The organism is Micromonospora vinacea, assembly GCF_015751785.1.
Taxonomy (GTDB): domain Bacteria; phylum Actinomycetota; class Actinomycetes; order Mycobacteriales; family Micromonosporaceae; genus Micromonospora; species Micromonospora vinacea.
Window position 1 is genome coordinate 1,074,364 of record NZ_JADOTY010000001.1, and the last position, 26,967, is coordinate 1,101,330.

A 26,967-nucleotide genomic window follows, 5' to 3' on the forward strand; every position below is an offset into this window, starting at 1 on the left:
ATCCAGGCCGGGAACGGTGCGCCTGCGCGGCCCGCCGCCCGGACGCCGGCCATAAGGATTCTCGCGGAGCCGCGCGGGAGGAGGGGTGCTGATGTCGAACGTACGTAGACTGCCCGGACCCATCGTCGATCTCTGGGACTGGCAGCGACTCGGTGCCTGCCGAGGGCGCGACAGCGCCCAGTTCTTCCACCCCGACGGTGAGCGCGGTTCTTCCCGGCTGCGCCGCGAGTCCGCCGCCAAGTCGGTCTGTCGCGCCTGCCCGGTTCGCGCCGAGTGCGCCGCCCACGCCCTGTCCGTGCGCGAGCCGTACGGCGTGTGGGGCGGCTTCAGCGAGTCGGAGCGCCTGCGACTGCTCGCCGTCGGCTGGGAGGACCTGGCAGACCGCCGACACGCCCGCGTCGACGTCGCACGGCTGGAAGCCCGCCTGGGTCGGCCGCACAAGTCGACCGTCCCGGCCCAACGCAACGTCGCCTGACCCGACACGACATCTACATCCGCGAGCCGCGCCCCCGTCCTGGGGGCGCGGTTTCGCGCGGTTTACGCGACGCCGACGAACGCCGCATGATCAACACGGGTTCCTTGATGTCGGGGCATCCCGCCCATCCGGACACCGCGACTTCAATGATGCCGAGTGGATCAAGCCAGGTTCGGGGCCGGAGGGGCGAGCAGAGACGGGCACCCTGGGACGTTTGACCGGTCTGGGGCATTTGGGCTTGGTGCAGGCCTAGGCTTCTGCGAGGTATGCGATCTCTGTCCCGTGACCGGGCACACCCGTAGGCCGGAATCCTGGCCGAGCCGGGGTCGTTACATACCCTGACGATCGCAGCACCACGACCCGCCGCCCGCCTCGCATGGGGTTTGGGATGCAGGTCCGGCGGGTTGGAATGCCAGCCTCCGCCCGGTCGTTGCAGTCCCCACGAACGACCGCAGGCACCGCCACGATGAGGGTGCCGATGGATGGGCCAAACCCCGGAATGACCTGGGCCCGTCGGTCGTTACACATGGACCCGGCGCCACGAGCCCCCGCTCGCAGGTCGCCGACCCGACGCCCGACAGGGCGCCACCCCCAAACTTTCCCCTTGTACGTGCAGCGCCGGACGAGGTGCTCACACCCTGCCGCCGCCCCCTGTTGGTGGTTCGGGTGTTCCTACCCCCGAAGGAGCTACCCCTCATGAACACGATTTTCCGTAAGAGCATGTTGTCTGTTGCTGGTCTCGCGTTCGCCGGTGGTGTGTTCGCCGGTCCGATCGCCGCCCACGCCGCCACCCCGGTCGACGCCAAGCCCGTCGCCGTGGCCGTGCAGGCGCCGAAGCCGCAGGGCGAGCAGTCCCACATCAGCCTGAATGATGAGCAGACCGCCAACGTCAAGGCGATCATCGCCGCCACGAAGAAGGCCGGTCTCCCGGAGCGGGCCGCGGTCATCTCGATCGCGACGAGCCTGCAGGAGTCGAAGCTGGAGAACCTCGGCCACCTCGGCGATATGAATGACCACGACTCGCTGGGCCTGTTCCAGCAGCGCCCGAGCTCGGGTTGGGGCACCCCGGAACAGATCACCAACCCCGAGTACTCGACCACCGCGTTCCTCAAGGGCCTCAAGCAGGTCGACGGGTGGCAGGACATGGCCCTGACCGACGCCGCGCAGACCGTCCAGGTCTCCGCCTACCCGGACGCGTACGCCCAGTGGGAGCAGCAGGCCACCGACCTGGTCGCCCAGCACTGGAACAGCTGACCCACACCACAGCAGAACAGCACGACACCGACCGCTGGCCGGCACCCGCAACCCGGGGTGCCGGCCAGCGGCATTCCTGCTGCCACCGATCGCCACCCGCCATGCCACCCGGCGGCCGCTGACCGCCATTCGCAGGCCACCGGCCACCGCCATCCGGCGCAGGTCGCAGGGTGCAGGCCGCTGAGAACCTCGGCCGCAGGCCGCAGTCGCCAGGGCGGAGGGTGCCGAACTGGCCCAACGGAGACGGAGGGCGTCGAACAACCGACGCCCGCCTGCAGATCGCGGACACAGCCCGCCGATTCAGGCGCCGGACGCAGCCCGGGCGGGCGGCGCCACACGGTGGATCAGCGGACGGTGACGGTGACCGTGTGCCAGCCGGTGGCGCCGTCCGGGACGACGTCCTGCGTACGCTCGGTTTGGGTTTCGCCGGTCGCGTCCGTCGCGCGGACCTGGAGCCGGTGTTCGCCCGGTGTGGCGTCCCAGCGCCAGGACCATTGCACCCAGGTGTCCACCGAGACGGTCGGGGCCAGCGCGGCTTCCTGCCACTGGCCGTCGTCGACGCGTACCTCGACTCGGCGGATGCCTCGGTGCTGTGCCCAGGCCACTCCAGCGATGGTCACCGGCCCGGTGGTCAGCCGGTTGCGCCCCCGGGGCGCGTCGATCCGCGACTGGGTCTTGATCGGCCCCTGGGCGGACCAGCCGCGCGGCACCCAGTACGCGTCGAAGTCGGCGAACCGGGTCAGCTCCAGTTCGGTCACCCACTTGCAGGCTGACACGTAGCCGTAGAGGCCCGGCACCACCATCCGGACCGGGAAGCCGTGCTCGACCGGCAACGGCTCGCCGTTCATCCCGACGGCCAACAGCGCGTCTCGTCCGTCGCGTAGCGCGGCGGTGGGGGTGCCGCAGGTCCAGCCGTCGACCGACCGGCCGACGACCTGGTCGGCGTCGTCGTCGGGCTCGACCTCGTCCAGCAGTTCCCGCAGGGGTACGCCGAGCCAGCGGGCGTTGCCGATCAGGTCCCCGCCCACCTCGTTGGAGACGCAGGCCAGCGTGACGTACCGCTCGACCAGCGGTCGGGCCAGCAGGTCCGCGTAGCTGTAGGTGCGCTCCTTGCCGACCCGCCCGTGGATCCGCAGCCGCCAGGTGTCCGGGTCGACCTGGGGCACCACCAGCGCGGTGTCGATCCGGTAGAACCCGAAGTTCGGGGTGACGTACGGCGCGAGCTGGGTCAGGGAGAGGTCCGCGCCGGCCGGCACGGCCGGTGCGGGGGCCACCGGGGCGGGTAGGCGGATCGCGTCGCGGGCCGCGGAGACGCCGCGCCGGCCCGCCAGCCAGCGTCCGCCGAGACCGGCCACCACCGCTGTGCCGAGCAGCACCCCGCTGCCGGTGAGGAACCGCCGCCGCGAGTCCGGGTCCACTTCGGCAGGCCCGGCCGGCTCGACCGCCGCCGTCGGCCCGGCAGGAGTCACCGGAACCGACCCCGCCGGCACCGGACCGCCAGGTGACACCGGCCCGGACGAAGACACCGGGTCGCCGGGCGACGCCGGCGCCGGACCGGCGGGTGGGGTGGGTGGTGACCAGGACCAGGGGTTCAGCTCGAACGGTCCGGCGATGAACAGCCAGAGCACCAGGGCGCCGAGACCGGCGCCGACCAGGGACGGCAGTGCGTCGGCGAGGTCCGCGCCGGGACGGGTCAACGCGGCCGCGACGCCGATGGCGCCGAACGCGGCGATGCCGGCCAGGCCGAGTGCCAGCCGGCGGATCGCCAGTACGCCGAAAAGCGCGGCGAAGGCTCCCAGCAACACGGCCGTGCCGACCAGCAGCGCGATCTTGTCGGCGGTGCCGAAGAGGTCGATGGCGAGTTGCTTCAGCGACTCGGGGACGGCGTCGACGATGACCCCGCCGACAGCGACCAGGGGCGCCGACCGGGGGCCGGTCAACACCGCGACCGGTTCGGCGATCCCGATCGCGACGGCGGCGGCGGTGATTCCGGCCAGCGCGGCGTACCGCCGTGACGTGGTGCTCATCGGCCCAGTGTGCGCGATCATCTCGTCCGGTCGCCAACAACGTCAGCGTTCGGTAATGACCTGCCGGCCCACCGAACGAAGCGGGGCACACCGCCGTACGGCGGTGTGCCCCGGGTGTCGCTACCGGATCAGAAGCCCGGGCCGTGCTGGTGGCCGTGACCGTGGCCGTGGCCGCCGGCGGCGGCCGGCTCGGCCTGCTCCGGCTTCTCCACCACGAGGCTCTCCGTGGTGAGCAGCAGACCGGCGATCGAGGCGGCGTTGGTGACCGCGTTGCGGGTCACCTTCACCGGGTCGATGATGCCGGCCTTGACCAGGTCGACGTACTCGCCCTTGGCGGCGTCGAGGCCGTTGCCCCACTTGAGGTCGGCGACCTTCTGGGTCACGACGTAGCCGTCGTGACCGGCGTTCTGGGCGATCCAGCGCAGCGGCTCGACGAGCGCCTTGCGCACGACCGAGACGCCGACCTTCTCGTCACCGGTGAAGCCCAGGTCGTCGTCGAGCACCGAGAGGATCTGCACCAGGGCGGCGCCGCCGCCGGGCACAGTGCCCTCCTCGACCGCTGCCTTGGTCGCCGCGATGGCGTCCTCGATGCGGTGCTTGCGCTCCTTCATCTCGACCTCGGTCGCCGCGCCGGCCTTGATGACGGCGATGCCACCGGAGAGCTTCGCCAGCCGCTCGGCCAGCTTCTCCCGGTCCCAGTCGGAGTCGGAGGCCTCGATCTCCTTGCGGATCTGGGAGACCCGGTCGGCGACGTCGGCCTTCTGGCCACCGCCGTCGACGATCGTGGTGTTCTCCTTGTCGACCACGACGCGCCGGGCGGTGCCGAGCACCTCCAGGCCGACCTGGTCGAGCTTGTAGCCCAGCTCCGGGGCGACCAGCTCGGCGCCCGTGGAGATCGCGATGTCCTGGAGCATCGCCTTGCGCCGGTCACCGAAGCCCGGGGCCTTGACCGCGCAGACCTTGAGGGTCTTGCGCAGCGAGTTGACCACCAGGGTGGAGAGCGCCTGGCCGTCCACGTCCTCGGCGATGATCAGCAGGGGCTTGCTGTTCTGCAGGACCTTCTCCAGCAGCGGCAGCAGCTCCTCGATCGCCGAGATCTTCTGGGTGGTGACCAGGATGTACGCGTCCTCGAGGACGGACTCCTGGCTCTCCAGGTCGGTGACGAAGTTCGGCGAGATGAAGCCCTTGTCGAACTGGAGACCCTCGGTCACGTCCAGTTCGGTGGTGAGCATCGAGCCTTCCTCGACGGTGATGACACCGTCGCGGCCGACGCGCTCCATCGCCTCGGCGATGAGGTCGCCGATCGTGGAGTCCTGCGCGGAGATCGTCGCCACGTTCGCGATCGACTCCTTGCTGGTGACCTCGGCGGCACGGCCGAGCAGCGCCTCGGAGACCTTGGTGGCCGCCGCGTCGATGCCCCGCTTGAGGCCGGCCGGGTTGGTCCCGGCGGTCACGTTGCGCAGACCCTCGCGAACCATCGCCTGGGCCAGCACGGTCGCGGTGGTGGTCCCGTCGCCGGCGACGTCGTTGGTCTTGGTCGCCACCTCCTTGACCAACTGCGCGCCAAGGTTCTCGTACGGGTTGGTGAGCTCGATCTCCTTGGCGATGGTCACACCATCGTTGGTGATCGTCGGCGCACCGAATTTCTTGTCCAGGACGACGTTGCGCCCGCGCGGGCCGAGGGTGACCTTGACCGCGTCCGCGAGGGCGTTGACACCGTGCTCCAGCAGGTGCCGGGCGTCGTCCGAGAAGCTCAGGATCTTCGCCATTAATGTCCCTTCGAAGCGCCATTGCCCCGGCCCGGCGAGCCGGACCGGGGCAGTGGCACTGATCGGTTGCTTACTTCTCGATGACCGCGAGGACGTCGCGGGCGGAGAGCACCAGGTACTCCTCGCCGGCGTACTTGACCTCGGTGCCGCCGTACTTCGAGTAGAGGACGGTGTCGCCGACCTGCACGTCAACCGGAACCCGGTTGCCGTTGTCGTCGACGCGCCCCGGGCCCACAGCGAGGACGGTGCCCTCCTGCGGCTTCTCCTTGGCGGTGTCGGGGATCACGATGCCCGACGCCGTGGTGGTCTCAGCCTCGTTCGCCTGGACCACGATGCGGTCCTCGAGCGGCTTGATCGCAACCTTGGTCGCGGTAGTCACGGGCATACCCTCCTGGGGTACTGGTTTCGTTGCTGACCAGCGGGGCTGACCAGCGTCAATCTGCCTCATGCCACCGGGCGGTGCCGTCGTCGCGGGTGCCGGTCCGCCTGGCGTGCGCACCCGGGTCGCGAGACCCGGAAGCTGGCACCCTCAGGGTGAGAGTGCTAATCGCAGGTTATTCCGTGGCTAGCACTCCGTCAAGGAGAGTGCCAGCGCGTCGCGCCCCGCCAGCCAGGATTTCCCTGTCGGCCGGGACAATGGCCGGGTGGATCTCGATCAGCTGGCGGCGCTGCGTACCCCCGAGGGGTCGGCCGCGCTCACGGCGGCGGCCGAGCTGGCCGGCGGTGATCCACTGGTCGCGGCGTCGGCGCTGCGCGCGACCGGGGTGCCGCCGGCGTTGGCGGCGGCGGCCCTCACCCAGGCCGAGCTGCGCCATCGGGCGGTCGGCAAGTTCGGCCCGGCCGCCGCTGGGATGTTCCTCACGCGCCCCGGCCTGGAGCAGGCCACCCGCCGGGTGGTCGCCGACCGGCGGGCCGCCCGGTTGTCCGCGGCCGGCGTGCGCACCCTGGCCGACCTCGGGTGCGGGCTCGGTGCCGACGCGCTGGCCGCCGCCCGGGCCGGCATCCGGGTGTACGGGGTGGAGGCCGATCCGGTGACCGCGGCGATGGCAGCCGCCAACGCCGCGGCGGCCGGGCTGGCCGAGCTGTTCACCGTCGAGTGCGGCGACGCGACCGGGTTCGACGTGTCACGGGTCGACGGGGTCTTCTGCGATCCGGCCCGCCGCAGCACCGGCACCGGGCGGCGGATCTTCGACCCGCGCGCCTACTCGCCGCCGTGGGACTTCGTCACCGGTCTGGCCGAGCGGGTGCCGCGGACCGTGGTGAAGGTGGCGCCGGGCCTGGACCACGCGCTCATCCCGGCCGGCGCGGAGGCCGAGTGGGTCGGCGTGGACGGCGACCTGGTCGAGGCCGCGCTCTGGTGCGGCGAGCTGGCGGAGGTGCCCCGTCGCGCCACCCTCTACCGCCAGCGGGGCGCCGAGGCGCACTGCCACCAGCTCACCGGCTCGGGTGCCACCGAGGCGCCGGTCGGGCCGCCGCGCCGCTACCTGTACGACCCGGACCCGGCAGTGGTCCGCGCGCACCTCGTCGCCGAACTGGCCACCGAACTGGACGCCACCCTGGGGGATCCGAGCATCGCCTACCTCTACGCCGACGAGCCGATCCGCACCCCGTACGCGCGGTGCCTGGAGATCACCGACGTGCTGCCGTTCTCGCTCAAGCGCCTGCGGGCACTGTTGCGCGACCGTCGGGTGGGCCGCGTGGAGATCCTCAAGCGGGGTTCGGCGCTCACCCCGGAGCAGCTTCGGCGGGATCTGCGGCTGTCCGGGGACGCGGCGGCGAGTCTGGTGCTCACCCGGGTCGACGGCGCACCGACGGTGCTGGTCGGCCGCCCGGCCGACTAGCGTCCCCGTGGCCGGCCGGCCGACCAGTGTCGCTGTGGCCGGCCGGCCGACCAGCGCCATCTCGACTAGCCTCGTCGCTGTGGCGGGACAGGGCACGCCGGCAACGGCACTGTTGGTCAAGCGCGGCATCGCGCATCGCACCCATCCGTACCGGGTGTCGCCGGACGCCCCGAACTACGGCGCGTTGGTGGCGGTGGCCCTCGGCGTGGCACCGGAGCGCGTGTTCAAGTCGCTGGTGACCGCTGTCGACGGCGCGCTCACCGTGGCGGTCGTGCCGGTCACCGGCGAGCTGGATCTCAAGGCGCTCGCTGCGGCGGTCGGCGGCAAGCGGGCGGCGTTGGCCGACCGGGCGGTCGCCGAGCGGGCCACCGGTTACGTACGCGGTGGGATCAGCCCGCTCGGGCAGCGTCGACGGTTGCCCACAGTGCTGGACGAATCCGCGCTGGATCTCCCGACGATCTACGTCTCGGCTGGTCGGCGCGGTCTGCAACTCGAACTGGCAGCGGCGGATCTGGTGGCGTTGACCGACGCCCGCACCGCGCCGTTGCAGACCCACTGACGGCCTTCGTTACGTCGACTCCTCCGTGGGATACCCGGGGAGTAACAGTCGCGTTGCTGAATTGTTATCGCTCCCAACAAACTATGCACCTGCGCGGTCTTGTGGAGCCGGTGTGACGCGAAATACGTTGCCGGACACAACAAAACAACACCTCCCCCACCTCCGAAAGGACCCTGCACATGCGTAAGGGGATCCTCACCATCGCCGCCGTGGGCCTGCTCACGACCGGCGGCTTGACCGCCTGTAGCGACGACTCCGGCGACAAGGCCGGCTCCGACAAGACCCCCAAGATCGGCGTGATCCTGCCGGACAGCAAGTCCTCGGCCCGCTGGGAGACCGCGGACCGTCGGTTCCTGGAGGAGGCGTTCAAGGCCGCCGGCGTCCAGTACGACATCCAGAACGCCCAGAACGACAAGACCGCCTTCCAGACCATCGCCGACCAGATGATCACGGGCGGCGTGACCGCCCTGATGATCGTCAACCTGGACTCCGGCACCGGCAAGGCCGTACTCGACAAGGCCAAGTCGCAGGGCGTCGCCACCATCGACTACGACCGGCTCACCCTCGGCGGCTCCGCCCAGTACTACGTCAGCTTCGACAACGAGACCGTCGGCAAGCTCCAGGGCGAGGGTCTGTCGAAGTGCCTGACCGAGAAGGGCGTCAAGAACCCCGTCGTGGCGTACCTGAACGGCTCCCCCACCGACAACAACGCCACCCTCTTCAAGGCCGGCTACGACTCCGTGCTCAAGCCGAAGTTCGACGCCAAGGAGTACGTCAAGGGTCCTGAGGACGCGGTGCCCGCGTGGGACAACGCGCAGGCCGCGACGATCTTCGAGCAGCAGCTCACCAAGGCCAACGGCAAGATCGACGGCGTGCTCGCCGCCAACGACGGTCTCGGCAACGCGGCCATCTCGATCCTGAAGAAGAACAAGCTCAACGGCAAGGTGCCGGTGACCGGGCAGGACGCCAGCACCGAGGGCCTGCAGAACATCCTCGCCGGTGACCAGTGCATGACCGTCTACAAGGCGGTCCGGGAAGAGGCCAAGGCCGCCTCCGACCTGGCCATCGCCCTCGCCAAGGGCGAGACGAAGGACACCGGCCAGACGGTCAAGGACGGTGACCGGGACGTTCCCTCGGTGCTGCTCACCCCGAAGGCCATCACCAAGGAGACCGTCAAGGACGTCATCGCCGACGGCTACGTGACCAAGGAAGAGGTCTGCACCGCGGCGTACACCAAGTTCTGCGCCGAAGCCGGCATCAGCTGACCGACGCCGCAGTACCCGCCGGAACGACCATCGCCGCCCGGCACGGGAGCACCCTCCCGTGCCGGGCGGCGCCCGCCGGACGGGCCCCGACCCTCCCTTAAGAAGGAGACCCCCGTGTCCGCGACCCCCCTGCTGGAACTCCGCGGGATCGACAAGAGCTTCGGTCCCGTCCAGGTGCTCCGCGACGTCGCCCTGACCGTCCACCCGGGCGAAGTGACCGCACTGGTCGGTGACAACGGCGCCGGCAAGTCGACCCTGGTGAAGTGCATCAGCGGCATCCACCCCACCGACGCCGGAGAGTTCCTGTTCAACGGTGAACCGGTGCACATCGGCAGCCCCCGCGACGCCGCCACGCTCGGCATCGAGGTCGTCTACCAGGACCTCGCGCTCTGCGACAACCTGGACATCGTGCAGAACATGTTCCTCGGCCGGGAGAAGCGCAGCGGCATCGTCCTCGACGAGCCGACCATGGAACAGCTCGCCGCCGAAACGCTGGCGGGGCTCTCCATCCGCACCGTCACCTCACTACGCCAGCACGTGTCCAGCCTCTCCGGTGGCCAACGCCAGACCGTGGCCATCGCCAAGGCGGTGCTCTGGAACAGCAAGCTCGTCATCCTGGACGAGCCGACCGCGGCGCTCGGCGTGGCACAGACCGCCCAGGTTCTCGAACTGGTCCGCCGCCTCGCCGACAACGGCCTGGCCGTGGTGCTCATCTCGCACAACATGAACGACGTCTTCGCCGTCTCCGACCGGATCGCCGCGCTGTACCTCGGCCAGATGGTCGCCCAGGTGAAGACCACCGACATCACCCACGCCCAGGTGGTCGAGCTGATCACCGCCGGGCGCTCGGGCGGGCTCGGCCTCGCCACCGACCCGGGCAGCAACGGCGACGGCCCGCAGCCGGCCGACTCGATCTCAGGAGGCGTCCGATGACCACCACCGCCGTGCGGAAGGGCGGCCCCGCGGCCGTCACACCGGCGCCGACCGTCGGAGGCCACGTCCGCAACTACTTCAGTCGCGTACGTGGTGGCGACGTCGGCGCGCTACCGGCCGTGCTCGGGCTGATCGTGCTCTGCACCGTCTTCGCGATCATGCGGCCGTCGTCGTTCCTGTCGGCCGGCAACTTCGCCAACCTCTTCACCCAGGGCGCGGCGGTCACGCTGATCGCGATGGGCCTGGTCTTCGTGCTGCTGCTCGGGGAGATCGACCTCTCCGCAGGCTTCGCCAGCGGCGTCTGCGCCGCGGTGCTGGCCAATGTGGTCACCGTGCTCGGCTACCCGTGGTGGGTCGCCGTGCTCGCCGCGGTCGCCACCGGTGTGGTCATCGGCACCACTCTCGGCATGCTCGTCGCGAAGATCGGCATCCCGTCCTTTGTGGTCACCCTCGCCGGTTTCCTCGCCTTCCAGGGCGTCGTGTTGCTGCTCGTCAAGGAGGGCACCAACATCTCCGTCCGCGACGAGGTGCTGGTCGCCATCGCCAACCGCAACCTCGCCCCCACGCTGGGCTGGGCGCTGACCGCCCTCGCGGTCATCGGCTACGCGGCGGTGCAACTGCTGCGCCACCGCAACCGGGTGACCCGCGGTCTGATCACCGACCCGATCGCGGTGGTGGCGCTACGGATCGGCGGCCTCGCCGTCATCCTCGGCACCGCCGTGTACGTGCTCAACCTGGAGCGCAGCCGCAACGTCCTCATCGTCTCGCTCAAGGGCGTGCCGATCGTGGTGCCGATCATCGCGGTACTGCTCGTCATCTGGACCTTCGTGCTGCAACGCACCAGCTACGGCCGGCACATCTACGCCGTCGGCGGCAACCGGGAAGCCGCCCGCCGGGCCGGCATCGGAGTCGACCGGATCCGGATTTCCGTCTTCGTGATCTGCTCGTCCATGGCCGCCATCGGTGGCATCGTGGCGGCCAGCCGGGCCAACTCGGTCGACCCCAACACCGGGGGCAGTAACGTACTGCTCTACGCGGTCGGCGCAGCGGTTATCGGCGGCACCAGCCTCTTCGGTGGCAAGGGCCGCGTCCTCGACGCCGTACTCGGCGGCGCGGTGGTCGCGGTCATCGAAAACGGAATGGGCCTGATGGGGTACAGCGCGGGAGTCAAGTACGTGGTCACCGGCGTCGTGCTGCTGCTCGCCGCCAGCGTCGACGCGCTCTCCCGCCGCCGCGCGGCAGCCACCGGCACCCGCTGACCGCGGGAGGTAGCACCAGCATGCGCCCAGGACCGAGCCAGGATGATGTCCGACGGCAGAACCTCGGGGCCCTGCTGCGGCACGTGCACGTCCACGGGGCGACCACGCGTGCCGAGCTGACGACCACGCTGGGTCTCAACCGCAGCACCATCGGCGCGCTCACCGCCGACCTGTCCGCAGTGGGGCTGGTCAGCGAAGGAGCACCGAAGGAGACCGGCCGGGCCGGACGACCGTCACTTGTCGTCCGGCCCGAGTCGGCCCGGGTCTACGCGTACGCGTACTCGGTGGAGGTGGACCGGCTGCGCGCAGCCCGGATCGGGCTGGGTGGCGCGGTCCTGGACCGCCGGGATCTGGACCGGCCACGCGGCCTGCTGGCCGCCGAGGCCGCGCCACTGCTGGCCGGCGCGGTCAAGGAGATGCAGCAGTTGGTGCCGGCGGACGCGATCTGTGTCGGTGCCGGCGTCGCTGTCTGCGGCATGGTCCGCCGGGACGACGGCCTGGTCCGACTCGGCCCCACCACCGGTTGGGTGGACGAGCCGATCGGCGCTGCCCTCGCCGACGAGTTGGGCATCGACGTACCGATCACAGTGGGCAACGTGGCCGACGTCGCCGCGTTCGCCGAGCACGCACGGGGTGTGGCGGCGGGGTGCGACAACGTCCTCTACCTGTACGGCGACGTCGGCGTGGGCGCCGGCATCATCGCCGGTGGCCGTCGACTGACCGGGCACGGTGGGTACGGCGGCGAGGTCGGCCACATGAAGGTGGCCCGCGACGGCAGACCCTGTGAGTGCGGCTCCCGGGGCTGTTGGGAGACCGAGATCGGCGAGCACGGCCTCCTGCGCGCGGCCGGACGCTCCGACGCCCGGGGCCGCGAAGCGCTGCTGGCGGTCTTCGACGCCGCCGACCGGGGAGACGCCCGGGCCCAGACGGCGGTCCGCCAGGCCGGCGACTGGCTCGGCTTCGGGGTGGCCAACCTGGTCAACGTCTTCAACCCCGAGATGGTCATCTTCGGCGGGACCATGCGCGACCTCTACCTCGCGGCGGCGGCCCAGATCCGCAGCCGGCTCAACTCCAACGCGCTCGGCGCCTGCCTGGAGCACGTCCGGCTGCGCACCCCGAAACTGGGTGAGGACGCGCCCCTGATCGGTGCCGCTGAACTGGCCTTCGAACGGCTCCTCGCCGACCCCCTCGACGTGGGCTGATCCGCGTACGCTGTCCGGCGTGGATGTCGAGCTACGCGCCTCCGACGACGACCGCAACCGGGTGGTCGCCGCGCTGCACCAGCACACCGCGGCGGGCCGGCTGACGCTCGACGAGTTCTCCGATCGCGCCGGTGCGGTGTGGACGGCGCGCACCCTCGGTGACCTGGCCGCGCTGACCCGCGACCTACCGGCACTGCCCAACTCGGTCGTCGACGCCGGCCCGGTCGGGCGCGGGCGTCAGGAGTTGCTGATGGTCTTCGCCGCCGCGGCGCTCACCCTGCTGCTGCTCGGCGGCCTGCTCGCCGTCACCCGCTGATCCCTGTCGCTCCGCGATGAACTGATCGCGCGATCAGTCCGTACCAGTGGGCGGACGGGCAACCGGCAGGTACGGCTGCCCGGTCCAGACGCGTTCCGGTCCGGACCGAGGAGGCACCACAGACATGGCACCGCTCAGATCCGCCCATCGCCGACTGGGCACCCGGACCCACCGAGCGGTGATGCTGCTCATCGCGGTCATCGCGGGGGTCGGTGTCCTGCCCGGCGTGGCCGTCGCCGCGCCCGCCGGTGGCCAGCAGCTCAACGCCGCCGACATGACACTGCTCAACGGGGTGCGGCTGGCCGGGCTGTGGGAGATGCCAGCCGGCCAGATGGCCGCCGAGAAGGGACAGTCGGCGAAGGTCCGGGAGATCGGCGCCGGCATCGCCGACGAGCACCAGAAGCTCGACCAGCTCGTGGTCGACGCGGCCAACAAGTTGGGCGCGACGATCCCCAGCGAGCCGACCGCCGAGCAGAAGGGCTGGCTGGCCGAGATGCAGAAGGCATCCGGCGCCCGGTTCGACCAGATCTTCGTCACCCGGCTCCGGGTTGCCCACGGCAAGATCTTCCCGGTGATCGGCGCGGTCCGGGCCAGCACCCGGGACGCCACCGTCCGCAAGCTCTGCGAGGACGCCAACGCGTTCGTCCAGCACCACATGCAGATGCTGGAGAGCACCGGCCTGGTCCGTTGGCCGGAGCTGCCGCCGGCCGCGCTGCCCGCCCCGGGTGAGGACGGGCTCCTGGCCGCCGCCTCCGCCAACTCCGGCCCGCAGGTCGGAGTCAGCAGCACCGTCGTCTGGCTGGTCTTCCTCGCCGCGCTGGGCACAGGCGGAATCGCCACCTACCGGATGTTGCGCCGTAGCTGACCAGTCAGCCAGCGGCCTGGATGGTGGCTCGCGTCAGCGGTCGACCTGGGTGAAGTCCCAGGAGTGCGGGGCGCGGGCCACCAGCAGTGCTGGCGGGTCTGGTAGTGGGCGCGGGCTGCTGCGCCACTTGGAGATGACCACCACCCGGTGGTCGGTGGAGGAGAAGACCTCGCTGGAGACGTGGAGCGGGTCGTGCTCCAACTCGGGCAGGGCGGTGTCGCACACCCAGGTGATCAGGTCGGCGACTCCGTACGCCTCGGCGCGCGCCTCCCACATCCGCACGATCATGTCCGCCGCTCCCGTCACACGCTGACCGTGGTCAACGGCAGCGCCGAATCGGCTGGCAGGTCCAGTCGACTGGGAGCGACCCCGGCGGCGACCAGGTGCGAACCGAGCGCGGCCACCATCGCACCGTTGTCGGTGCACAGCTTTGGCCGGGGTACCCGGACCTGGATGCCGTACTTCTCGGCCCGCTGCTCGGCCATCGCCCGCAGCCGCGAGTTCGCCGCCACTCCCCCGCCGATGACCAGGGTCTCGATGCCCTGCGCGCGGCAGGCGGCGAGCGCCTTGCTGGTCAGCACGTCGCAGACCGCCTCCTGGAAGGACGCGGCCACGTCGGCCACCGGCACCGGCTCGCCGGCACGCTGACGGGCCTCGACCCACCGGGCCACCGCCGTCTTCAGGCCGGAGAACGAGAAGTCGTACCGGTGGGCGGCCAGATCCTTGGCGGCGGTCAGACCGCGAGGGAAGGCGATAGAGGCGGCATCGCCGGCCCGCGCCTCCCGGTCGATGGGCGGACCGCCGGGGAACGGCAACCCGAGCAGCCGGGCGACCTTGTCGAACGCCTCCCCGGCCGCGTCGTCGATGGTGGCGCCCAGCGGGGTGACACCGCGGGCCAGGTCGTCGACGAGCAGCAGGGACGAGTGGCCGCCAGATACCAGGAGCGCGATGGCGGGTTCGGGCAGTGGGCCGTGCTCAAGGGTGTCCACCGCGACGTGGGCGGCGAGGTGGTTGACGCCGTAGATGGGTTTCTCGGCGGCGACCGCGTACCCCTTGGCGGCGGCGACGCCGACCAGCAGCGCACCGGCCAGCCCCGGGCCGGAGGTGACAGCGATGGCGTCGATGTCGGCCAGCGTGACGCCGGCCTCGGTCAGTGCCCGGTCCATGGTCGGCACGATGGCCTCCAGGTGTGCCCGGCTGGCCACCTCCGGGACCACACCCCCGAACCGGGCGTGTTCCTCGACGCTGGAGGCGAGCGCGTCGGCCAGCAGGGTGTGCCCCCGCACGATGCCGACGCCGGTCTCGTCGCAGGAGGTTTCGATACCCAGGATCAGTGGTTCGTCAGCCATGGTCGTGTGGTCCGTCCCCGGTCGGCTCGGCGTCGCGCCGCATGACCAGCGCGTCGGTGTTGCTCGGTTGGTAGTAGCCGCGCCGCACCCCGATCGGCTCGAACCCGTACGTCGCGTAGAGCCGTTGGGCTGCGGCGTTGTCCACGGCGACCTCCAGCAGGGTGCTGCGGGCGTCGCGCCGGACCGCCTCGGCGAGCAACTCCTCCAGCAGGGTGCGGCCCACGCCGCGCCGCTGGGCGTCCCGGCGGACGGCGATGTTCTGCACCCACACCTCGTCCGGCGGAGCGCCGGCGAGTCCGGCGTAGCCGAGCACCGAACCGTCCGCGTCGACGGCGACCCGGTAGTGGTGCCCGTTTGCCAACTCGCTCCAGAACATGGCCGGCGACCACTGCTCGGCGCCGAAGAGGTCCGCCTCGATCGGCAGCACGTCATCGATGTGCCACCAGCGGAACGGTTCGAGCCGTACCGCCGTCATGGCAGGACCGGTTTGCGGCCGGCCGCCGCCACCGCGTCGGGGCGGCGCAGGTAGAGCGGGGTGAGCCGCTCACTGGACGCGCCGGCCCGGATCCGTTCGGCGGCGAGCAGCGCCAGCACTGTCGCGTCCGGGTAGCGCGGCTCGACTCGAACGGGCAGGTCCAGGACCTCGGCGTATCGGTGCGCCCCGTCACCGACCGCGATCGTCGCGCCCAGTTCCCGGGCGCGCGCGGCGGCGACCGCCGGTGCGGACACCTCAGGCCCGACGATCCGCTGGCCGGCGCCGTCGTAGACGGCCCAGTAGAGCTCCTTGCGCCGTGCGTCGCTGGCGGCCAGGACCGGCGCGCCGGACGCCGCCGGGTAGCCGATGGCGTCCAGCGAACAGACGCCGTACGTGGGGATGCCGAGCACCTGACCCATTGTCGCGGCGGTGACCAGGCCGACCCGCAGCCCGGTGAACGGCCCCGGGCCGAGCCCGGCGACGATGGCGGTCAGGTCCCGTGGGCGCGCGTCGGCGTCGGCGAGGACCGCATCCACCTGGGGCGCGAGCAGCTCACCGTGCGCGCGGGCGTCGACCGTGCACCGGTGCGCCCGCGACGCCACGCCATCTGCCGAGACGTCCACCAGCGCCGCGGTGACCGCGGGGGTCGAGCTGTCCACCACGAGTACGAGCACGGTAAGCCAGCCTAGCCGCCCCGCCGCAGACCTCGGTCACGCCCCGCCCCGCCACCGGCCGCGGACCTCGCCCCGCCGCCTCGTCCTGCTGCCCCGCCGCCTCGTCCTGCTGCCCCGCCGCCTCGCCCTGGGTGCCACCACGCCCACAGCCGGTCGTCAGGGGCCCTACCGGGGGCGGCCCCCAGCCGTCCCGCACGGTCCCACCCATCGCACGGCCTCAGCTGACCGACGGCCCGCCCGCACCGCCCAACCGACGGACGGACGGACGGACGGCAACAGGCCACATCGCCCCAGTGAGCGTGATGTCTCTGAGTCATCGTGATGACTCACAGACATCACGCTCATTAAAGTAAGGCCCGCCATCCGCCGATCTGCCGCAGCAGGATCGCGGACGTCTCGCCCTTGGTCCACCATGCCGGGATGTCATCCACTCGCCTTGTCACCCTTCTCGGCGCTGCCGTACGGCAGCAACGACATCTGCGCGACCTGAGTCAGCGTCAGTTGGCCGCGCTGGCCGAGGTCGACCAGGCAGCGGTGGCCCGGTTCGAACGCGGTGAGCGAGCGCCGACCATCGCCGTGCTGGAGCGGTTGCTTGCCGCGATGGATGTGCAGTTGGTCGTCGGGGTTGAGCCGTTGGACGCACACCTCGACGCCCGGATCGATGGCTTGGCCGCCCGGCCGATCGCCGAGCGAATCGACGAGCTTGGCCTGGATCGGCTGCTGGACCGGCTCACCGACTTCCCGCAGGTGATCACCGGATGCGCCGCGGCGCTGCTACAGGGTGCACCGGTGCCGGCCGACACGCTGGAGATCGCCCTGCGCTGGCAGGACGCCAAGCTGTTCACCCGCTGGCTGGAGACGAACTACGGCCAGCGGTGGAACGCCCGCTGGGGTGAGTTCGGCGGGGTGTGGTTGGAGCCCGAAGAGCCGGGCGAACACCTGTGGTCGACCCGGTACGGGGAGATAAGGGCCACCATGTGCGACGAGCTGCCCGAGACGATCGAGGTGCGCCACGGCGGGCGGAGTTACCAGGTGGTGCCGCTCGTCGAGCTGGAACTCAGCGAGCCTCGCGCCGCCGCACTGTTACGCCGCTACCGGAACCGGCAGCCGGCCAGCAACAGCTGAGCCAACTGCCGGCCCGAGGTGCCGGCTCAGCCGGCGGTGCGCTCCCAGTCGATGGTGGGCAGGCCGGCGTCGGCGAGTGCCTTGTTGGCGGCGCTGAACGGGCGGCTGCCGAGGAAGCCGCGCGGGTTCATCGGGCTGGGGTGCCCCGCCTCCAGCACCACGTGCTGCGGGTTGGTGACCAGCGCGGCCTTCTTGCGGGCGTAGCCACCCCAGAGCAGGAAGACCACCCGCTCCGGTGCCGCGTCCAGTGCCCGGATGGTCGCGTCGGTGAACTCTTCCCAGCCGGCGTTGGCGTGCGAGCCCGGGGTGGCCTGACGGACGGTCAGCACCGCGTTGAGCAGCAGCACACCCTGGGCGGCCCAACCATCGAGGTTGCCGCTGCGCGGCTTGGGCACGCCCACGTCCTCGCCCAGCTCCTTGAAGACGTTGCGCAACGACGGCGGCACCGTCACACCGTCGCGGACACTGAAGCTCAGCCCGTGTGCCTGCCCGGCCCGGTGGTAAGGATCCTGCCCGAGGATGAGCACCCGGGTGCCCTGCGGCGGGCAGAGCCGGTATGCCGAGAACAGGTCCTCCAACGGCGGGAAGACGGTCTGCGTCGCGTATTCGCGGGCGACGAACTCGCCCAGGGCGGCGGTGCGTGCCGGGTCGAGGTGCGGGGTGAGCACGGCACGCCACTGCTCCGGCAGGAGGGCCAGTAGATCCAGGGCGGGAGCGTCGTCGGGCATCAGAAACCTCTCACAGCGCGGGTCGGTCCCCCGCACTCTAGGCACCGGCTACGACAACCGCCGACCTAGCCCAGGTCGGCGAGCCGCCGGGCCCAGTCGCCGCCGACCGGGTCCAGCTCGACGATGCGGGTGTCGTCGTCGCGGCGGTCGATGCGTACCCGCAGGTGCGCGTCCACCAGCTGCTCCACCAGGCCCTCGCCCCACTCCACCACTGTCACCGAGTCGTCCACCGACGCGTCGAGGTCCAGGTCGTCGATCTCGGCGCGCGGGTCGGTGGCGTCACCCAACCGGTACGCGTCGGCGTGCACCAGTGCCACCCGGCCGCCCCGGGCCGGGTCGGGGCGGTGCACCCGGGCGATCACGAAGGTCGGCGAGGTGATGTCACCGAGGACGCCGAGCCCGGCGCCGATGCCCTGGGTGAGTGCGGTCTTTCCGGCGCCCAACGGGCCGGTCAACAGCACCAGGTCGCCGGCGCGTAGCAGCCCGGCCAGCCGCTGGCCGAAGTCCCGAGTGTCCTCGACGGTCGGCAGCTTGACGACGTGACTCACCGTTCCTCCACGCTCTGCAATGACTCCAGGAACCGCGCCAGCGCGGCGTTGACCTCGTCCGCGTGCTCCAACATCACCACGTGACCGCTGTCCTTGATCTTCACGAACTCGGCGTGCGGCAACCGGCGGACGATCTCCTCGGAGTGTGTCACCGGAGTGATCATGTCTTTGTCGCCGACCACCACCAGCACCGGAGTCGCCGCCAGCGCCGCCAGCGCCGGGAAGCGCGAATGGGTGGCCAGGGTCCGCAGGTAGCGGGTCACCGTGTCGGCAGACGTCCGGGAGTTCATCGTCTCCACGTAGGACACCAGCGACGGGCTGGGCTTGCGGGTGCCGAAACCGTACTTGCGGGTCAGCAGCCAGGCCACGTTCGACGTGGACTTGCGAGCCTTGTCGATCACCGGCCCGCCGTACCGGGTGGCGTTGCTGACCATGTAGAGCACCGGGCCACCGACCCGGCCGAGCAGCGCGGGTGCGACCAGCTTGGTCTCCGCGATGAGCCCGCCCGACGTGGCCATCAGCACGGTGCCCACCACCCGGTCACCGAACAGCTCCGGGAACAGCTCGGCGAACGCCATGATTGTCATGCCGCCCATCGAGTGGCCGACCAGCACCAGCGGCCCGTCCGGGGCGGTCCGGTCGATCACCTGGCGCAACGTCCGGCCGAGCACCGTGAGGTCGTACTCCCCGGTCTCCAACCGGCCGGACCGGCCGTGACCGGGCTGGTCGTACGCCACGATCCGGTAGTCACCGCGGGCGGCGAGCATCTGGCGCTGGAAGTGGAACGTCCCCATGTCCAGGCAGAAGCCGTGCACCAGCACCACAGTCGGGCGCCCCGGCACCGGTCGGGTCGGCTCGACCACCTCGACGTGGATGTCCGTGCCGTCCGGCAACTCCAGGCGGAACGCCTCGTCGTACCGCTGCTGGTCGAACGTCTCGTGCGCGTAGCGGTCGGCCGGGTCGGCCTTGAGTCGGCGGACCAGGGTCCGTTCGGTCGCGACCCCGGCCGCCAGACCCGCCGCGGCCACCCCCACCGCCGCGCCGACGATCCCCGCGACCCGGCCCGCGGCCGTCCGCGGACGTGGAATGCGGTAGTTCACGGCGCCACCTTGGTTCGCGACTGCGGGGCTCGCAACCCCGGCTCACTCCTCACGCTCACGGTTTCTCGCCGTCGTAGACCCGGGGCACCCGCGTGCCGCCGAACCGGGTGACGATCTCGTAGTTGATCGTGCCGACCGCCTCGGCCCAGTCGTCCGCTGTCGGTTCGCCGTCGGCACCGCTGCCGAAGAGCGTCGCCACGTCGCCGTCGGCCACCGGGTCGTCACCGCAGTCGAGCACGAACTGGTCCATGCAGACCCGCCCCGAGATGGTCCGGCGTACGCCGCCGAGCTGCACCGGGCCGGTGTTGGACGCGTGCCGGGGAACCCCGTCGGCGTACCCGAGTGGCACCACGGCGAGGTTCGCGTCGGTTTCCGTGGTGTAGGCGTGCCCGTAGGAGATACCGGTGCCGGCGGGCACCCGCTTGGTGAGCATCACCCGGGCGCGGGCGGTCATCGCCGGCCGCAACCCGTACGTCTCGCCGGCCACCGGGGAGAGCCCGTAGATGGCCAGGCCGGGGCGGACCAGGTCGAAGTGGGTGTCCGGGCGGGTGAGGGTGGCGGCCGAGTTGGCGAGGTGCCGCCAGCGCGGTCGCAGCCCGGCTCGCTCGACCATGGCCAGCCCTTCGTGGAAGACGGCCAGTTGACGGTCGGTGGTGGGGTGGCCGGGCGAGTCCGCGTACACGAAGTGGCTCCACACGCCGACCACCTCGACCAGGCCGTCTGCCTGCGCCTTCGCGGCGGCGTCCAGCAGCGCGGGCCAGTCGGCGACTGTCGCGCCACCCCGGGACAGCCCCGTATCGATCTTGAGGTGCAGGCGGGCGGGACGCCCGGCCAGGCGACTCGCCTCGACCATCTCGTCCAGTTGCGCCAGGCTGGCCGCGCCCAGGTCAACCCCGGCGGTGACGCCCTCGTGCAGCGGCAACCCGGGCGCGAGCAGCCAGGCCAGTACCGGCACTGTCACCCCGCCCCGGCGCAGGGTGAGCGCCTCGTCGAGGGTGCAGACACCGAGCCAGTCAGCCCCGGCGTCGAGCGCCGCGCGGGCGGCCGGAAGCATGCCGTGGCCGTACCCGTCGGCCTTCACCACCGCCATCAACTCGGCGGTGGTGCCGGAGCGGAGCCTGCTCACGTTCTCGCGGATGGCGTCAAGATCGACGCGTACCTCGGCCTGCCACATGCGCCCAGCCTACTTTCCGCCGTGATCACCGCGGGCGGCGACGCACGTCCCGGTGCGGCGATCCGGTCACCGCACCCGGAACCGCCCGGTTCAGCCCAGCCGGGCCAGCACCGGGCGCAACGCGGTCGCCACGTCCGGCGCGGTCACCGGCCCGCTCCGGGCCGCCTCCCGCCCGGCGAGCCCGTGCAGGTACGCGGCCGAGGCGGCGGCCCGATCGGCCGGCACCCCGGCCGCCAGCAGCGAGCCGAGCAGCCCGGCCAACACGTCGCCGGTGCCGCCGGTGGCCAGCGCCGGGGTGCCGGTCGGGTTGACGTACGCCCGACCGTCCGGCGTGCCGATCACCGTGCGGTCGCCCTTGAGCAGCACCACAGCGTTCATCCAGGCGGCGAGCCGCAGCGCGGCGCCGACCCGGTCGGTGCCCGGCTCCTCCCCGCAGAGACGGGTGAACTCCCGGTCGTGCGGGGTGACCACGATGGGCGCGTCCCGACCCCGCAGCCGGTCGGCGAGCGAGCCGTCCACCAGCAGGGTCAGCGCGTCGGCGTCGAGCACCACCGGCACCGGGGCGGCCAGTACGGCGCGCAGCTCGGCCGCCGCGTCGGCGCCGGTGCCCAGCCCGGAGCCGCAGACCCAGGCCTGCACCCGGCCCGCGTCGGCGACCCGCCCGCTGGCGATCACCGACGGATGCTGGTGCAGCACCTCGGCGCGGGCGCTGCCGGCGTAGCGGACCAGGCCGGTCGGCCCGGCCAGGGCGCCGCCCACGGAGAGCACCGCCGCGCCGGGGTAGGTCGCCGACCCGGTGGCCACACCCACCACGCCCCGGGTGTACTTCTCCGAGGCCGGGCCCAGCTGGGGCCACCAGTCGACCACGTCGGACCACTCGGTGACCCGCAGCGCCGGGGTGCCACGCAGCCACGGCCGCAGCCCGATGTCGACCACCTCGACCTGCCCGGCCAGGGCGGCGGCCGGCCCGACCACCAGGGCGGGCTTCAGTGCGCCGAAGGCCACCGTCACGTCGGCGCGGACCGCTGTGGGCCGGCCGGACGCGGACAGCGGCACGTGGCCGGTGTCGACAGCGACCCCGCTGGGCACGTCGACCGCCAGCACTGTGGCCCGCTCCCCGTCGCGTCCGCGCAGTTCGCAGAGGCGCTGGACCACCTCGTCCGCGTTCGCCCGTAGCCCACCGGTGCCGCCGATGCCGACGATGCCGTCGAGGACCAGGTCGACCGGGCCGGCCGGATCCGGCACCAGCCGGCCGCCGGCGGCTCGCAGCGCGGCCAGGCCGGCGGCGTGCGCCCGCCCGGGGGTGAGCAGCAGGGCGGACACCTGGACACCCCGGCGGGCCAGCCGCTCCCCCGCGTACAGCGCGTCGCCGCCGTTGTCACCGGACCCGACGAGCAGCAGCACCCGGGCCCCGTAGACCCCGCCCCGCTCGGCGAGCAGGAGCGCGGCGCGGCGGGCCAGGCCTGCGGCGGCCCGCTGCATCAGCGTCCCCTCCGGCAGCGTGCCCATCAACCCCGCCTCGGCCGCCCGTACGTCGGCCACCCGCCACACCGCTCTCATGCCACCGTGTCCCATCCCGTTCGCGGGCGGGCCCGACCGGCCCTCCCGCCCGACGTCATCGTTCCGCGACCACCATCGCCGACGCGATCCCGCCGTCGTGCGACAACGAGAGGTGCCAGTGGTTGACCCCACGCGCGTCGGCCACCGCCGCGACAGTGCCGGAGACGGCCAGCCAGGGGCGGCCATCCGGGTCGGGCACGATCTCGCAGTCGTGCCAGTTGAGCCCGGCCGGTGCGCCGAGTGCCTTGGCCACCGCCTCCTTGGCGGCGAACCGGGCGGCGAGCGACTCGGGCGAGCGCGGGTTGCCGGCGCGGGTGTGCCGCTCGGCCTCGGTGAAGAGCCGGTCGGCGAGCAGCGGCGTCCGGGCCAGGGCCCGGGCGAACCGGTCGACCAGGACGACGTCGATGCCGACAGCGACGATCACCACTTCACCCTACCGGCGGTCGGGGCCGCAGATTAGCCGTCGGGCTCGCGCTGGGCAACGCCTGTGGACACCCCGGGGTACGCCTCGACGCCGGCTGTCCACAGGGCACGGCGCAACCTCCGGTACGGGCCTAGCGTCAGCGCGTCGATGCCGATCGTCCACGGGGGTGGGGTCATGACCGACGAGCCGTTCGCCGTCCGACCGGAGGAGTTGCGGGCGGTCGCCGTCCTGCTCGACGACGAGGCGCGCCGGTTGGCGTTGGGCCTCGCAGGGCTGCCGGGGTTGGTGGTGGCGGCGCCCGAGTGGCGAGCTGGAGCGGCCCTGGCCGGGTTGGAGGCGGCCGGGCACGCCTGGTTCTGCCGGCTCGGTGGCCGGGTCGCGGCGACCTCCGGCGGGGTCCGGGCGGCGGCCGAGGCGTACGAGACGGTGGACGACCGTGCCGCCGACCGCTTCGCCACCCTGCCCCGGTGAGCGGCGTCGGCTATCGGCAGCTGTGGGCTGTCGATCCGGAAGGGTGGCGGGCCGCCGGGGCGGCGTGGGCGGGGTTGGTCGGGCCGGTCGATCGGCGGGTCGGCGGGTTGCGCGCGTCCGGCGGGCGGTTGCGGGGCGGTTGGTCGGGTGCGGCCTCTGCGGCGGCGGACGCCCGGCTCGCCGGCCTCCGGGACGAGCTGGCCTCGGTGGCACCCGCGCTGATCGAGGTCGACCAGGTGCTGGCCGAGTTGGCCGGCCGGCTGACGGTGGCGAAGGCACGGCTCGCCGAGGCGGTCGCCCAGGCCGACGCGGCCGGCCTGCTGGTGGACCGCTCGGGCGGGGTGCGGGTCGATCCCGCCCGGGTTCGGCCCACCGACCGGGCCGCTGCGGCAGCGGCGGGGATGGCGGCGGCTGGGGTGGCAGCGGCCCTGCGGGCCGCGCTCGACGGGGCAGCAGTCGCGGACCGGGTCGCCGCCGACCGGTTGGATGAGCTGGCGAGGGCCGCCGGCACCGGCTGGGCCTCCCCGCCTCCGCCGGGCCGACCGGCCCTCGGTGCCGCGCCCGCGCTGGTCAGCGCCTGGTGGTCCGGGTTGACCCCGGCGCAGCGTCGGTGGCTGATCGGGCGCGAGCCGGCCCTCGTCGGTCGGTTGGACGGGGTTCCGGTGGCCGCCCGCGACCAGGCCAACCGGTTACGGCTCGACGTCTGGCGTGCGGAGCTGCTGGCCGAGCGGCGACGGTTGCTGTCAGGGGTGCCGCCGGGGACGCTCGCGTCGATCCGGCTGCGTGGGGTGGCCGGGCGGTTGGCCGGCCTGGACGCGCTGGTCGGGCGGTTGACGGCCGACGGGGCACCACGGGCGTACCTGCTCGGGTTGGATCCGGCCGGTGAGGGCCGGGTGGTGGTGGCGCTCGGCGACCCGGACCACGCCGACCGGGTGCTCACCTACGTGCCGGGGATGACCGCCGGCCTGAACGACGCCCCCGGCGAGTTGGGTAGGGCGGCACGGGTGCTGGACCGGTGCGCGGCGCTCGCCCCGGGTGAGCGCAGCGCGGCGGTGCTCTGGTTGGACTACGACGCGCCGGATTTCCTGACCGAGGCCGCCTCGGCGGGCCAGGCCCGGGACGCCGGCCCGGCGTTGCACCGCTTCCAGGAGGGGCTGCGCGCCAGCCACGAAGGGCCCCCGGCCCGGCAGACAGTGCTCGGGCACAGCTACGGGTCGCTGGTGGTGGGTGTGGCCGCCCGGGAGCACGGGCTGGCCGCCGACGCGCTGGTCTTCGTCGGCTCGCCCGGTGTCGGCGCGTCGCACGCCGCCGAGTTGGGCGTGCCACCCGGGGAGGTCTGGGCGAGCAGCGCCCCCGACGACGTGATCCGGGCGGCCCAGTCACCGGACGAGCTGGCCCGACGGGCCCTGCTGCGTACGGCGCCGCTGGCTGCCGTGCTGGGCTGGCCGGGCCGGACCGGGCACGAGCTGTGGTTCGGGCACGACCCGTCCGACCCCGGGTTCGGCGGTCGGGTCTTCGGCAGTGGGCGGGGCGGGCACACCGGTTACTGGGACCCGGGCAATCCCGCGCTGGACGGGATGGCCCGGGTCGTGCTGGGCCGCTGAGGGCTACTCGACGGTGACCGACTTGGCCAGGTTGCGGGGCTGGTCCACGTCGTGCCCCCGGGCGGCGGCGATCTCGGCGGCGAGCACCTGCAACGGCACAGTGGTGACGAGCGGCGCCAGCAGGGTGGGCGTACGCGGCACGTAGATCAGGTGGTCGGCGTACCGGACGACCGCCTCGTCACCCTCCTCCGCGATGACGATGGTCCGCGCGCCACGAGCCCGCACCTCCTGGATGTTGGAGACGACCTTGTCGTGCAGCATGCCCCGGCCCACCGGCGAGGGCACCACGCAGATCACCGGGGTGCCCTTGTCGATCAGTGCGATCGGGCCGTGCTTCAGCTCACCGGCGGCGAAGCCCTCGGCGTGCATGTACGCCAACTCCTTGAGCTTCAGCGCGCCCTCCAGGGCCACCGGGTAGCCGACGTGCCGGCCGATGAAGAGCACTGTCGGCTCGGACTTCAGCTCCCGGGCCAGCTCGCGGACGGGCTCGATCCGGTCGAGCAGCTCACGCAGCTTGCCGGGAATCTCCTGCAACTGCGCGACGACCGCGCCCACCTCGTCGGCGAACTTGATGCCGCGCACCTGGGCCAGGTGCAGGCCGATCAGGTAGCAGGCGACGACCTGGGTGAGGAACGCCTTGGTGGAGGCGACGGCGATCTCCGGCCCGCCGTGGGTGTAGAGCACGGCGTCCGACTCGCGGGGGATGGTGGAGCCGTTGGTGTTGCAGATCGCCAGCACCCGGGCCTTCTGCTCCTTGGCGTGGCGCAGCGCCATCAGGGTGTCCATCGTCTCGCCGGACTGCGAGATGACCACGATCAGCGTGGACCGGTCGAGCACCGGGTCGCGGTAGCGGAACTCGCTGGCCAGCTCCACCTCGCACGGGATCCGGGTCCAGTGCTCGATGGCGTACTTGGCGACCATGCCGGCGTGGTACGCCGTGCCGCAGGCCACGATGAAGATCTTGTCGACGTCGCGCAGATCCTGGTCGCTGAGGCGAACCTCGTCGAGGGCGATCTCGCCGCTCTCGGTGAGCCGGCCCAGCAGCGTGTCGGCGATGGCCTGCGGCTGCTCCTCGATCTCCTTGAGCATGAACCAGTCGTAGCCGCCCTTCTCCGCGGCCGAGGAGTCCCAGTCGATGTGGAAGTCCTTGCCGGCGGCGGGCTGGCCGTCGAAGTCGGTGATCTCGATGCTGTCACCGGTGATCAGCACGATCTGGTCCTGGCCCAGCTCGACCGCTTCCCGGGTGTGCTCGATGAACGCGGCCACGTCGCTGGCCAGGTAGTTCTCGCCGTCGCCGCGGCCGACCACCAGCGGCGAGTTGCGCCGGGCGCCGACGACGGCACCGGGCACGGCGGCGTCCACCGCGAGCAGGGTGAACGCGCCCTCCAGCCGCTGGCAGACCACGCGCATGCCGGCGGCGAGCAGCTGCGGGCTGTCCGGTTGGCCGGCGGCGCGCAGGTCGGCCAGCGCGGCGGCGAGCAGGTGCGCGGCGCACTCGGTGTCGGTGTCGCTGGTGAACTGGACGCCGTCGGCCTCCAGCTCGGCGCGGAGCTTGGCGAAGTTCTCGATGATGCCGTTGTGGATCACCGCGACCCGCCCGTCGGGGGCGACGTGTGGGTGGGCGTTGCGGTCGGTCGGGCCGCCGTGGGTGGCCCACCGGGTGTGCCCGATGCCTGTGGTGCCGTCGCCGATGCCGATCGGGCTGGCCGCGCAGGAGGTCGGGTCGTCGGCGGCCCGCTCGGACAGCACCTTCTCCAGGTTGGCCAGCTTGCCGGCCTTCTTCTCGGTCAGCAGTTGGTCGTCGCAGACGATCGCGACGCCTGCCGAGTCGTAGCCGCGGTATTCCAGCCGCCGCAGCCCGTCGAGGACGATGCCGAGTGCGGGGCGCGCGCCCGCGTATCCCACGATTCCACACATGGCCCGCAGCCTAACCCAGTTTCACTCATGATGGGTGCTCGAAAGTCGGGTAA

General features: G+C 72.2%; 27 protein-coding genes. 13 read left to right on the plus strand and 14 right to left on the minus strand.

Annotation, left to right across the window (positions count from 1 at the left end):
* The first annotated feature begins 91 nt into the window (after positions 1-91).
* Positions 92-475 (plus strand): WhiB family transcriptional regulator, encoded by a 384-nt coding sequence (locus IW249_RS05210; RefSeq protein ID WP_091406539.1) that lies wholly within the window; start codon positions 92-94, stop codon positions 473-475.
* 696 nt (positions 476-1,171) lie between these two features.
* Positions 1,172-1,729: a hypothetical protein gene (locus IW249_RS05215; protein ID WP_196919756.1), complete on the plus strand. Its 558-nt coding sequence runs from the start codon at positions 1,172-1,174 to the stop codon at positions 1,727-1,729.
* 344 nt (positions 1,730-2,073) lie between these two features.
* Here the strand turns inward: IW249_RS05215 and IW249_RS05220 are convergent, their stop codons facing one another.
* The 3 genes from IW249_RS05220 to groES form a co-directional block, all read right to left on the minus strand.
* Positions 2,074-3,756 carry a molybdopterin-dependent oxidoreductase gene (locus tag IW249_RS05220; RefSeq protein WP_196919757.1) on the minus strand — a complete coding sequence of 561 codons (1,683 nt, stop codon included), beginning with the start codon at positions 3,754-3,756 and terminating at the stop codon, positions 2,074-2,076.
* Between the two features lie 128 nt (positions 3,757-3,884).
* The gene (gene groL / locus IW249_RS05225) at positions 3,885-5,525 is read right to left on the minus strand and encodes a chaperonin GroEL (RefSeq protein ID WP_196919758.1); all 1,641 of its coding nucleotides are present in this window, start codon (positions 5,523-5,525) and stop codon (positions 3,885-3,887) included.
* A 70-nt stretch (positions 5,526-5,595) separates the two neighbouring features.
* On the minus strand, positions 5,596-5,904 hold the full coding sequence (gene groES / locus IW249_RS05230) for a co-chaperone GroES (protein WP_007465101.1): 309 nt from the start codon (positions 5,902-5,904) through the stop codon (positions 5,596-5,598).
* Positions 5,905-6,169: 265 nt separating this feature from the next.
* Here groES and IW249_RS05235 point away from each other — a divergent pair, with 265 nt between their 5' ends.
* The 8 genes from IW249_RS05235 (at position 6,170) to IW249_RS05270 (ending at position 13,765) form a co-directional block, all read left to right on the plus strand.
* Positions 6,170-7,366 (plus strand): THUMP-like domain-containing protein, encoded by a 1,197-nt coding sequence (locus tag IW249_RS05235; protein ID WP_196919759.1) that lies wholly within the window; start codon positions 6,170-6,172, stop codon positions 7,364-7,366.
* 79 nt (positions 7,367-7,445) lie between these two features.
* On the plus strand, positions 7,446-7,925 hold the full coding sequence (gene ybaK / locus IW249_RS05240; protein WP_112732885.1) for a Cys-tRNA(Pro) deacylase: 480 nt from the start codon (positions 7,446-7,448) through the stop codon (positions 7,923-7,925).
* Positions 7,926-8,104: 179 nt separating this feature from the next.
* Complete coding sequence (locus IW249_RS05245) at positions 8,105-9,190, plus strand: sugar ABC transporter substrate-binding protein (RefSeq protein ID WP_196919760.1); 1,086 nt, start codon at positions 8,105-8,107, stop codon at positions 9,188-9,190.
* 114 nt (positions 9,191-9,304) lie between these two features.
* A complete protein-coding gene (locus IW249_RS05250) occupies positions 9,305-10,123 on the plus strand; it encodes an ATP-binding cassette domain-containing protein (protein ID WP_196919761.1) in 819 nt (272 codons plus the stop codon).
* The gene (locus IW249_RS05255) at positions 10,120-11,382 is read left to right on the plus strand and encodes a sugar ABC transporter permease (RefSeq protein WP_196919762.1); all 1,263 of its coding nucleotides are present in this window, start codon (positions 10,120-10,122) and stop codon (positions 11,380-11,382) included. The genes IW249_RS05250 and IW249_RS05255 overlap by 4 nt, the downstream gene beginning before the upstream one ends.
* A gap of 20 nt (positions 11,383-11,402) precedes the next feature.
* A complete protein-coding gene (locus IW249_RS05260; RefSeq protein ID WP_196919763.1) occupies positions 11,403-12,584 on the plus strand; it encodes an ROK family protein in 1,182 nt (393 codons plus the stop codon).
* A gap of 19 nt (positions 12,585-12,603) precedes the next feature.
* Positions 12,604-12,900 carry a DUF1707 SHOCT-like domain-containing protein gene (locus IW249_RS05265; RefSeq protein ID WP_112586487.1) on the plus strand — a complete coding sequence of 99 codons (297 nt, stop codon included), beginning with the start codon at positions 12,604-12,606 and terminating at the stop codon, positions 12,898-12,900.
* A gap of 124 nt (positions 12,901-13,024) precedes the next feature.
* Positions 13,025-13,765 (plus strand): DUF4142 domain-containing protein, encoded by a 741-nt coding sequence (locus IW249_RS05270; protein WP_196919764.1) that lies wholly within the window; start codon positions 13,025-13,027, stop codon positions 13,763-13,765.
* A 33-nt stretch (positions 13,766-13,798) separates the two neighbouring features.
* Here the strand turns inward: IW249_RS05270 and IW249_RS05275 are convergent, their stop codons facing one another.
* Genes IW249_RS05275 through tsaB form a run of 4 tightly spaced genes read right to left on the minus strand, consistent with a single transcriptional unit; the run spans position 13,799 to position 16,263 of the window.
* The gene (locus tag IW249_RS05275; protein WP_039906914.1) at positions 13,799-14,053 is read right to left on the minus strand and encodes a hypothetical protein; all 255 of its coding nucleotides are present in this window, start codon (positions 14,051-14,053) and stop codon (positions 13,799-13,801) included.
* A gap of 14 nt (positions 14,054-14,067) precedes the next feature.
* A complete protein-coding gene (gene tsaD / locus IW249_RS05280) occupies positions 14,068-15,114 on the minus strand; it encodes a tRNA (adenosine(37)-N6)-threonylcarbamoyltransferase complex transferase subunit TsaD (protein WP_196919765.1) in 1,047 nt (348 codons plus the stop codon).
* On the minus strand, positions 15,107-15,589 hold the full coding sequence (gene rimI, locus IW249_RS05285) for a ribosomal protein S18-alanine N-acetyltransferase (protein WP_196919766.1): 483 nt from the start codon (positions 15,587-15,589) through the stop codon (positions 15,107-15,109). The genes tsaD and rimI overlap by 8 nt, the downstream gene beginning before the upstream one ends.
* The gene (gene tsaB / locus IW249_RS05290; protein ID WP_196919767.1) at positions 15,586-16,263 is read right to left on the minus strand and encodes a tRNA (adenosine(37)-N6)-threonylcarbamoyltransferase complex dimerization subunit type 1 TsaB; all 678 of its coding nucleotides are present in this window, start codon (positions 16,261-16,263) and stop codon (positions 15,586-15,588) included. Before tsaB ends, rimI begins: the two co-directional genes overlap by 4 nt.
* 420 nt (positions 16,264-16,683) lie before the next feature.
* Here tsaB and IW249_RS05295 point away from each other — a divergent pair, with 420 nt between their 5' ends.
* Positions 16,684-17,388: a helix-turn-helix domain-containing protein gene (locus IW249_RS05295; RefSeq protein ID WP_196919768.1), complete on the plus strand. Its 705-nt coding sequence runs from the start codon at positions 16,684-16,686 to the stop codon at positions 17,386-17,388.
* Between the two features lie 26 nt (positions 17,389-17,414).
* Here IW249_RS05295 and ung read toward each other — a convergent pair whose 3' ends face one another.
* The 6 genes from ung to IW249_RS05325 all read right to left on the minus strand — a co-directional run bounded on the left by ung (position 17,415) and on the right by IW249_RS05325 (position 22,922).
* Entirely contained in the window at positions 17,415-18,116 is a 702-nt protein-coding gene (gene ung / locus IW249_RS05300; RefSeq protein WP_030489653.1) for a uracil-DNA glycosylase, read from the minus strand.
* A 65-nt stretch (positions 18,117-18,181) separates the two neighbouring features.
* Positions 18,182-18,664 (minus strand): tRNA (adenosine(37)-N6)-threonylcarbamoyltransferase complex ATPase subunit type 1 TsaE, encoded by a 483-nt coding sequence (gene tsaE, locus IW249_RS05305; RefSeq protein WP_196919769.1) that lies wholly within the window; start codon positions 18,662-18,664, stop codon positions 18,182-18,184.
* Positions 18,661-19,764 carry an alpha/beta fold hydrolase gene (locus IW249_RS05310; RefSeq protein WP_196919770.1) on the minus strand — a complete coding sequence of 368 codons (1,104 nt, stop codon included), beginning with the start codon at positions 19,762-19,764 and terminating at the stop codon, positions 18,661-18,663. Before IW249_RS05310 ends, tsaE begins: the two co-directional genes overlap by 4 nt.
* Positions 19,765-19,819: 55 nt before the next feature.
* On the minus strand, positions 19,820-20,938 hold the full coding sequence (gene alr / locus IW249_RS05315; protein WP_196919771.1) for an alanine racemase: 1,119 nt from the start codon (positions 20,936-20,938) through the stop codon (positions 19,820-19,822).
* Between the two features lie 90 nt (positions 20,939-21,028).
* On the minus strand, positions 21,029-22,498 hold the full coding sequence (locus IW249_RS05320) for an NAD(P)H-hydrate dehydratase (RefSeq protein WP_196919772.1): 1,470 nt from the start codon (positions 22,496-22,498) through the stop codon (positions 21,029-21,031).
* A 55-nt stretch (positions 22,499-22,553) separates the two neighbouring features.
* The gene (locus IW249_RS05325) at positions 22,554-22,922 is read right to left on the minus strand and encodes a holo-ACP synthase (protein WP_196919773.1); all 369 of its coding nucleotides are present in this window, start codon (positions 22,920-22,922) and stop codon (positions 22,554-22,556) included.
* A 174-nt stretch (positions 22,923-23,096) separates the two neighbouring features.
* Between IW249_RS05325 and IW249_RS05330 the strand changes: the two genes are divergently transcribed.
* Entirely contained in the window at positions 23,097-23,393 is a 297-nt protein-coding gene (locus IW249_RS05330) for a hypothetical protein (RefSeq protein WP_196919774.1), read from the plus strand.
* A complete protein-coding gene (locus IW249_RS05335; protein ID WP_196919775.1) occupies positions 23,390-24,997 on the plus strand; it encodes an alpha/beta hydrolase in 1,608 nt (535 codons plus the stop codon). The genes IW249_RS05330 and IW249_RS05335 overlap by 4 nt, the downstream gene beginning before the upstream one ends.
* A gap of 3 nt (positions 24,998-25,000) precedes the next feature.
* Here the strand turns inward: IW249_RS05335 and glmS are convergent, their stop codons facing one another.
* Entirely contained in the window at positions 25,001-26,914 is a 1,914-nt protein-coding gene (gene glmS / locus IW249_RS05340; protein WP_196919776.1) for a glutamine--fructose-6-phosphate transaminase (isomerizing), read from the minus strand.
* Between the last annotated feature and the right edge of the window lie 53 nt (positions 26,915-26,967).

Bases quoted from the DNA above. Each gene is read 5' to 3' on its own strand.
- rimI (WP_196919766.1), bottom strand. From the start codon at position 15,589: ATGACGGCGGTACGGCTCGAACCGTTCCGCTGGTGGCACATCGATGAC.
- IW249_RS05320 (WP_196919772.1), bottom strand. From the start codon at position 22,498: ATGAGAGCGGTGTGGCGGGTGGCCGACGTACGGGCGGCCGAGGCGGGG.
- ung (WP_030489653.1), bottom strand. From the start codon at position 18,116: ATGCCCGACGACGCTCCCGCCCTGGATCTACTGGCCCTCCTGCCGGAG.
- tsaD (WP_196919765.1), bottom strand. From the start codon at position 15,114: ATGGCTGACGAACCACTGATCCTGGGTATCGAAACCTCCTGCGACGAG.
- IW249_RS05275 (WP_039906914.1), bottom strand. From the start codon at position 14,053: ATGATCGTGCGGATGTGGGAGGCGCGCGCCGAGGCGTACGGAGTCGCC.
- IW249_RS05220 (WP_196919757.1), bottom strand. From the start codon at position 3,756: ATGAGCACCACGTCACGGCGGTACGCCGCGCTGGCCGGAATCACCGCC.
- alr (WP_196919771.1), bottom strand. From the start codon at position 20,938: ATGTGGCAGGCCGAGGTACGCGTCGATCTTGACGCCATCCGCGAGAAC.
- IW249_RS05270 (WP_196919764.1), top strand. From the start codon at position 13,025: ATGGCACCGCTCAGATCCGCCCATCGCCGACTGGGCACCCGGACCCAC.
- IW249_RS05210 (WP_091406539.1), top strand. From the start codon at position 92: ATGTCGAACGTACGTAGACTGCCCGGACCCATCGTCGATCTCTGGGAC.
- IW249_RS05245 (WP_196919760.1), top strand. From the start codon at position 8,105: ATGCGTAAGGGGATCCTCACCATCGCCGCCGTGGGCCTGCTCACGACC.
- IW249_RS05260 (WP_196919763.1), top strand. From the start codon at position 11,403: ATGCGCCCAGGACCGAGCCAGGATGATGTCCGACGGCAGAACCTCGGG.
- IW249_RS05215 (WP_196919756.1), top strand. From the start codon at position 1,172: ATGAACACGATTTTCCGTAAGAGCATGTTGTCTGTTGCTGGTCTCGCG.
- IW249_RS05255 (WP_196919762.1), top strand. From the start codon at position 10,120: ATGACCACCACCGCCGTGCGGAAGGGCGGCCCCGCGGCCGTCACACCG.
- IW249_RS05295 (WP_196919768.1), top strand. From the start codon at position 16,684: ATGTCATCCACTCGCCTTGTCACCCTTCTCGGCGCTGCCGTACGGCAG.
- IW249_RS05330 (WP_196919774.1), top strand. From the start codon at position 23,097: ATGACCGACGAGCCGTTCGCCGTCCGACCGGAGGAGTTGCGGGCGGTC.
- groL (WP_196919758.1), bottom strand. From the start codon at position 5,525: ATGGCGAAGATCCTGAGCTTCTCGGACGACGCCCGGCACCTGCTGGAG.
- glmS (WP_196919776.1), bottom strand. From the start codon at position 26,914: ATGTGTGGAATCGTGGGATACGCGGGCGCGCGCCCCGCACTCGGCATC.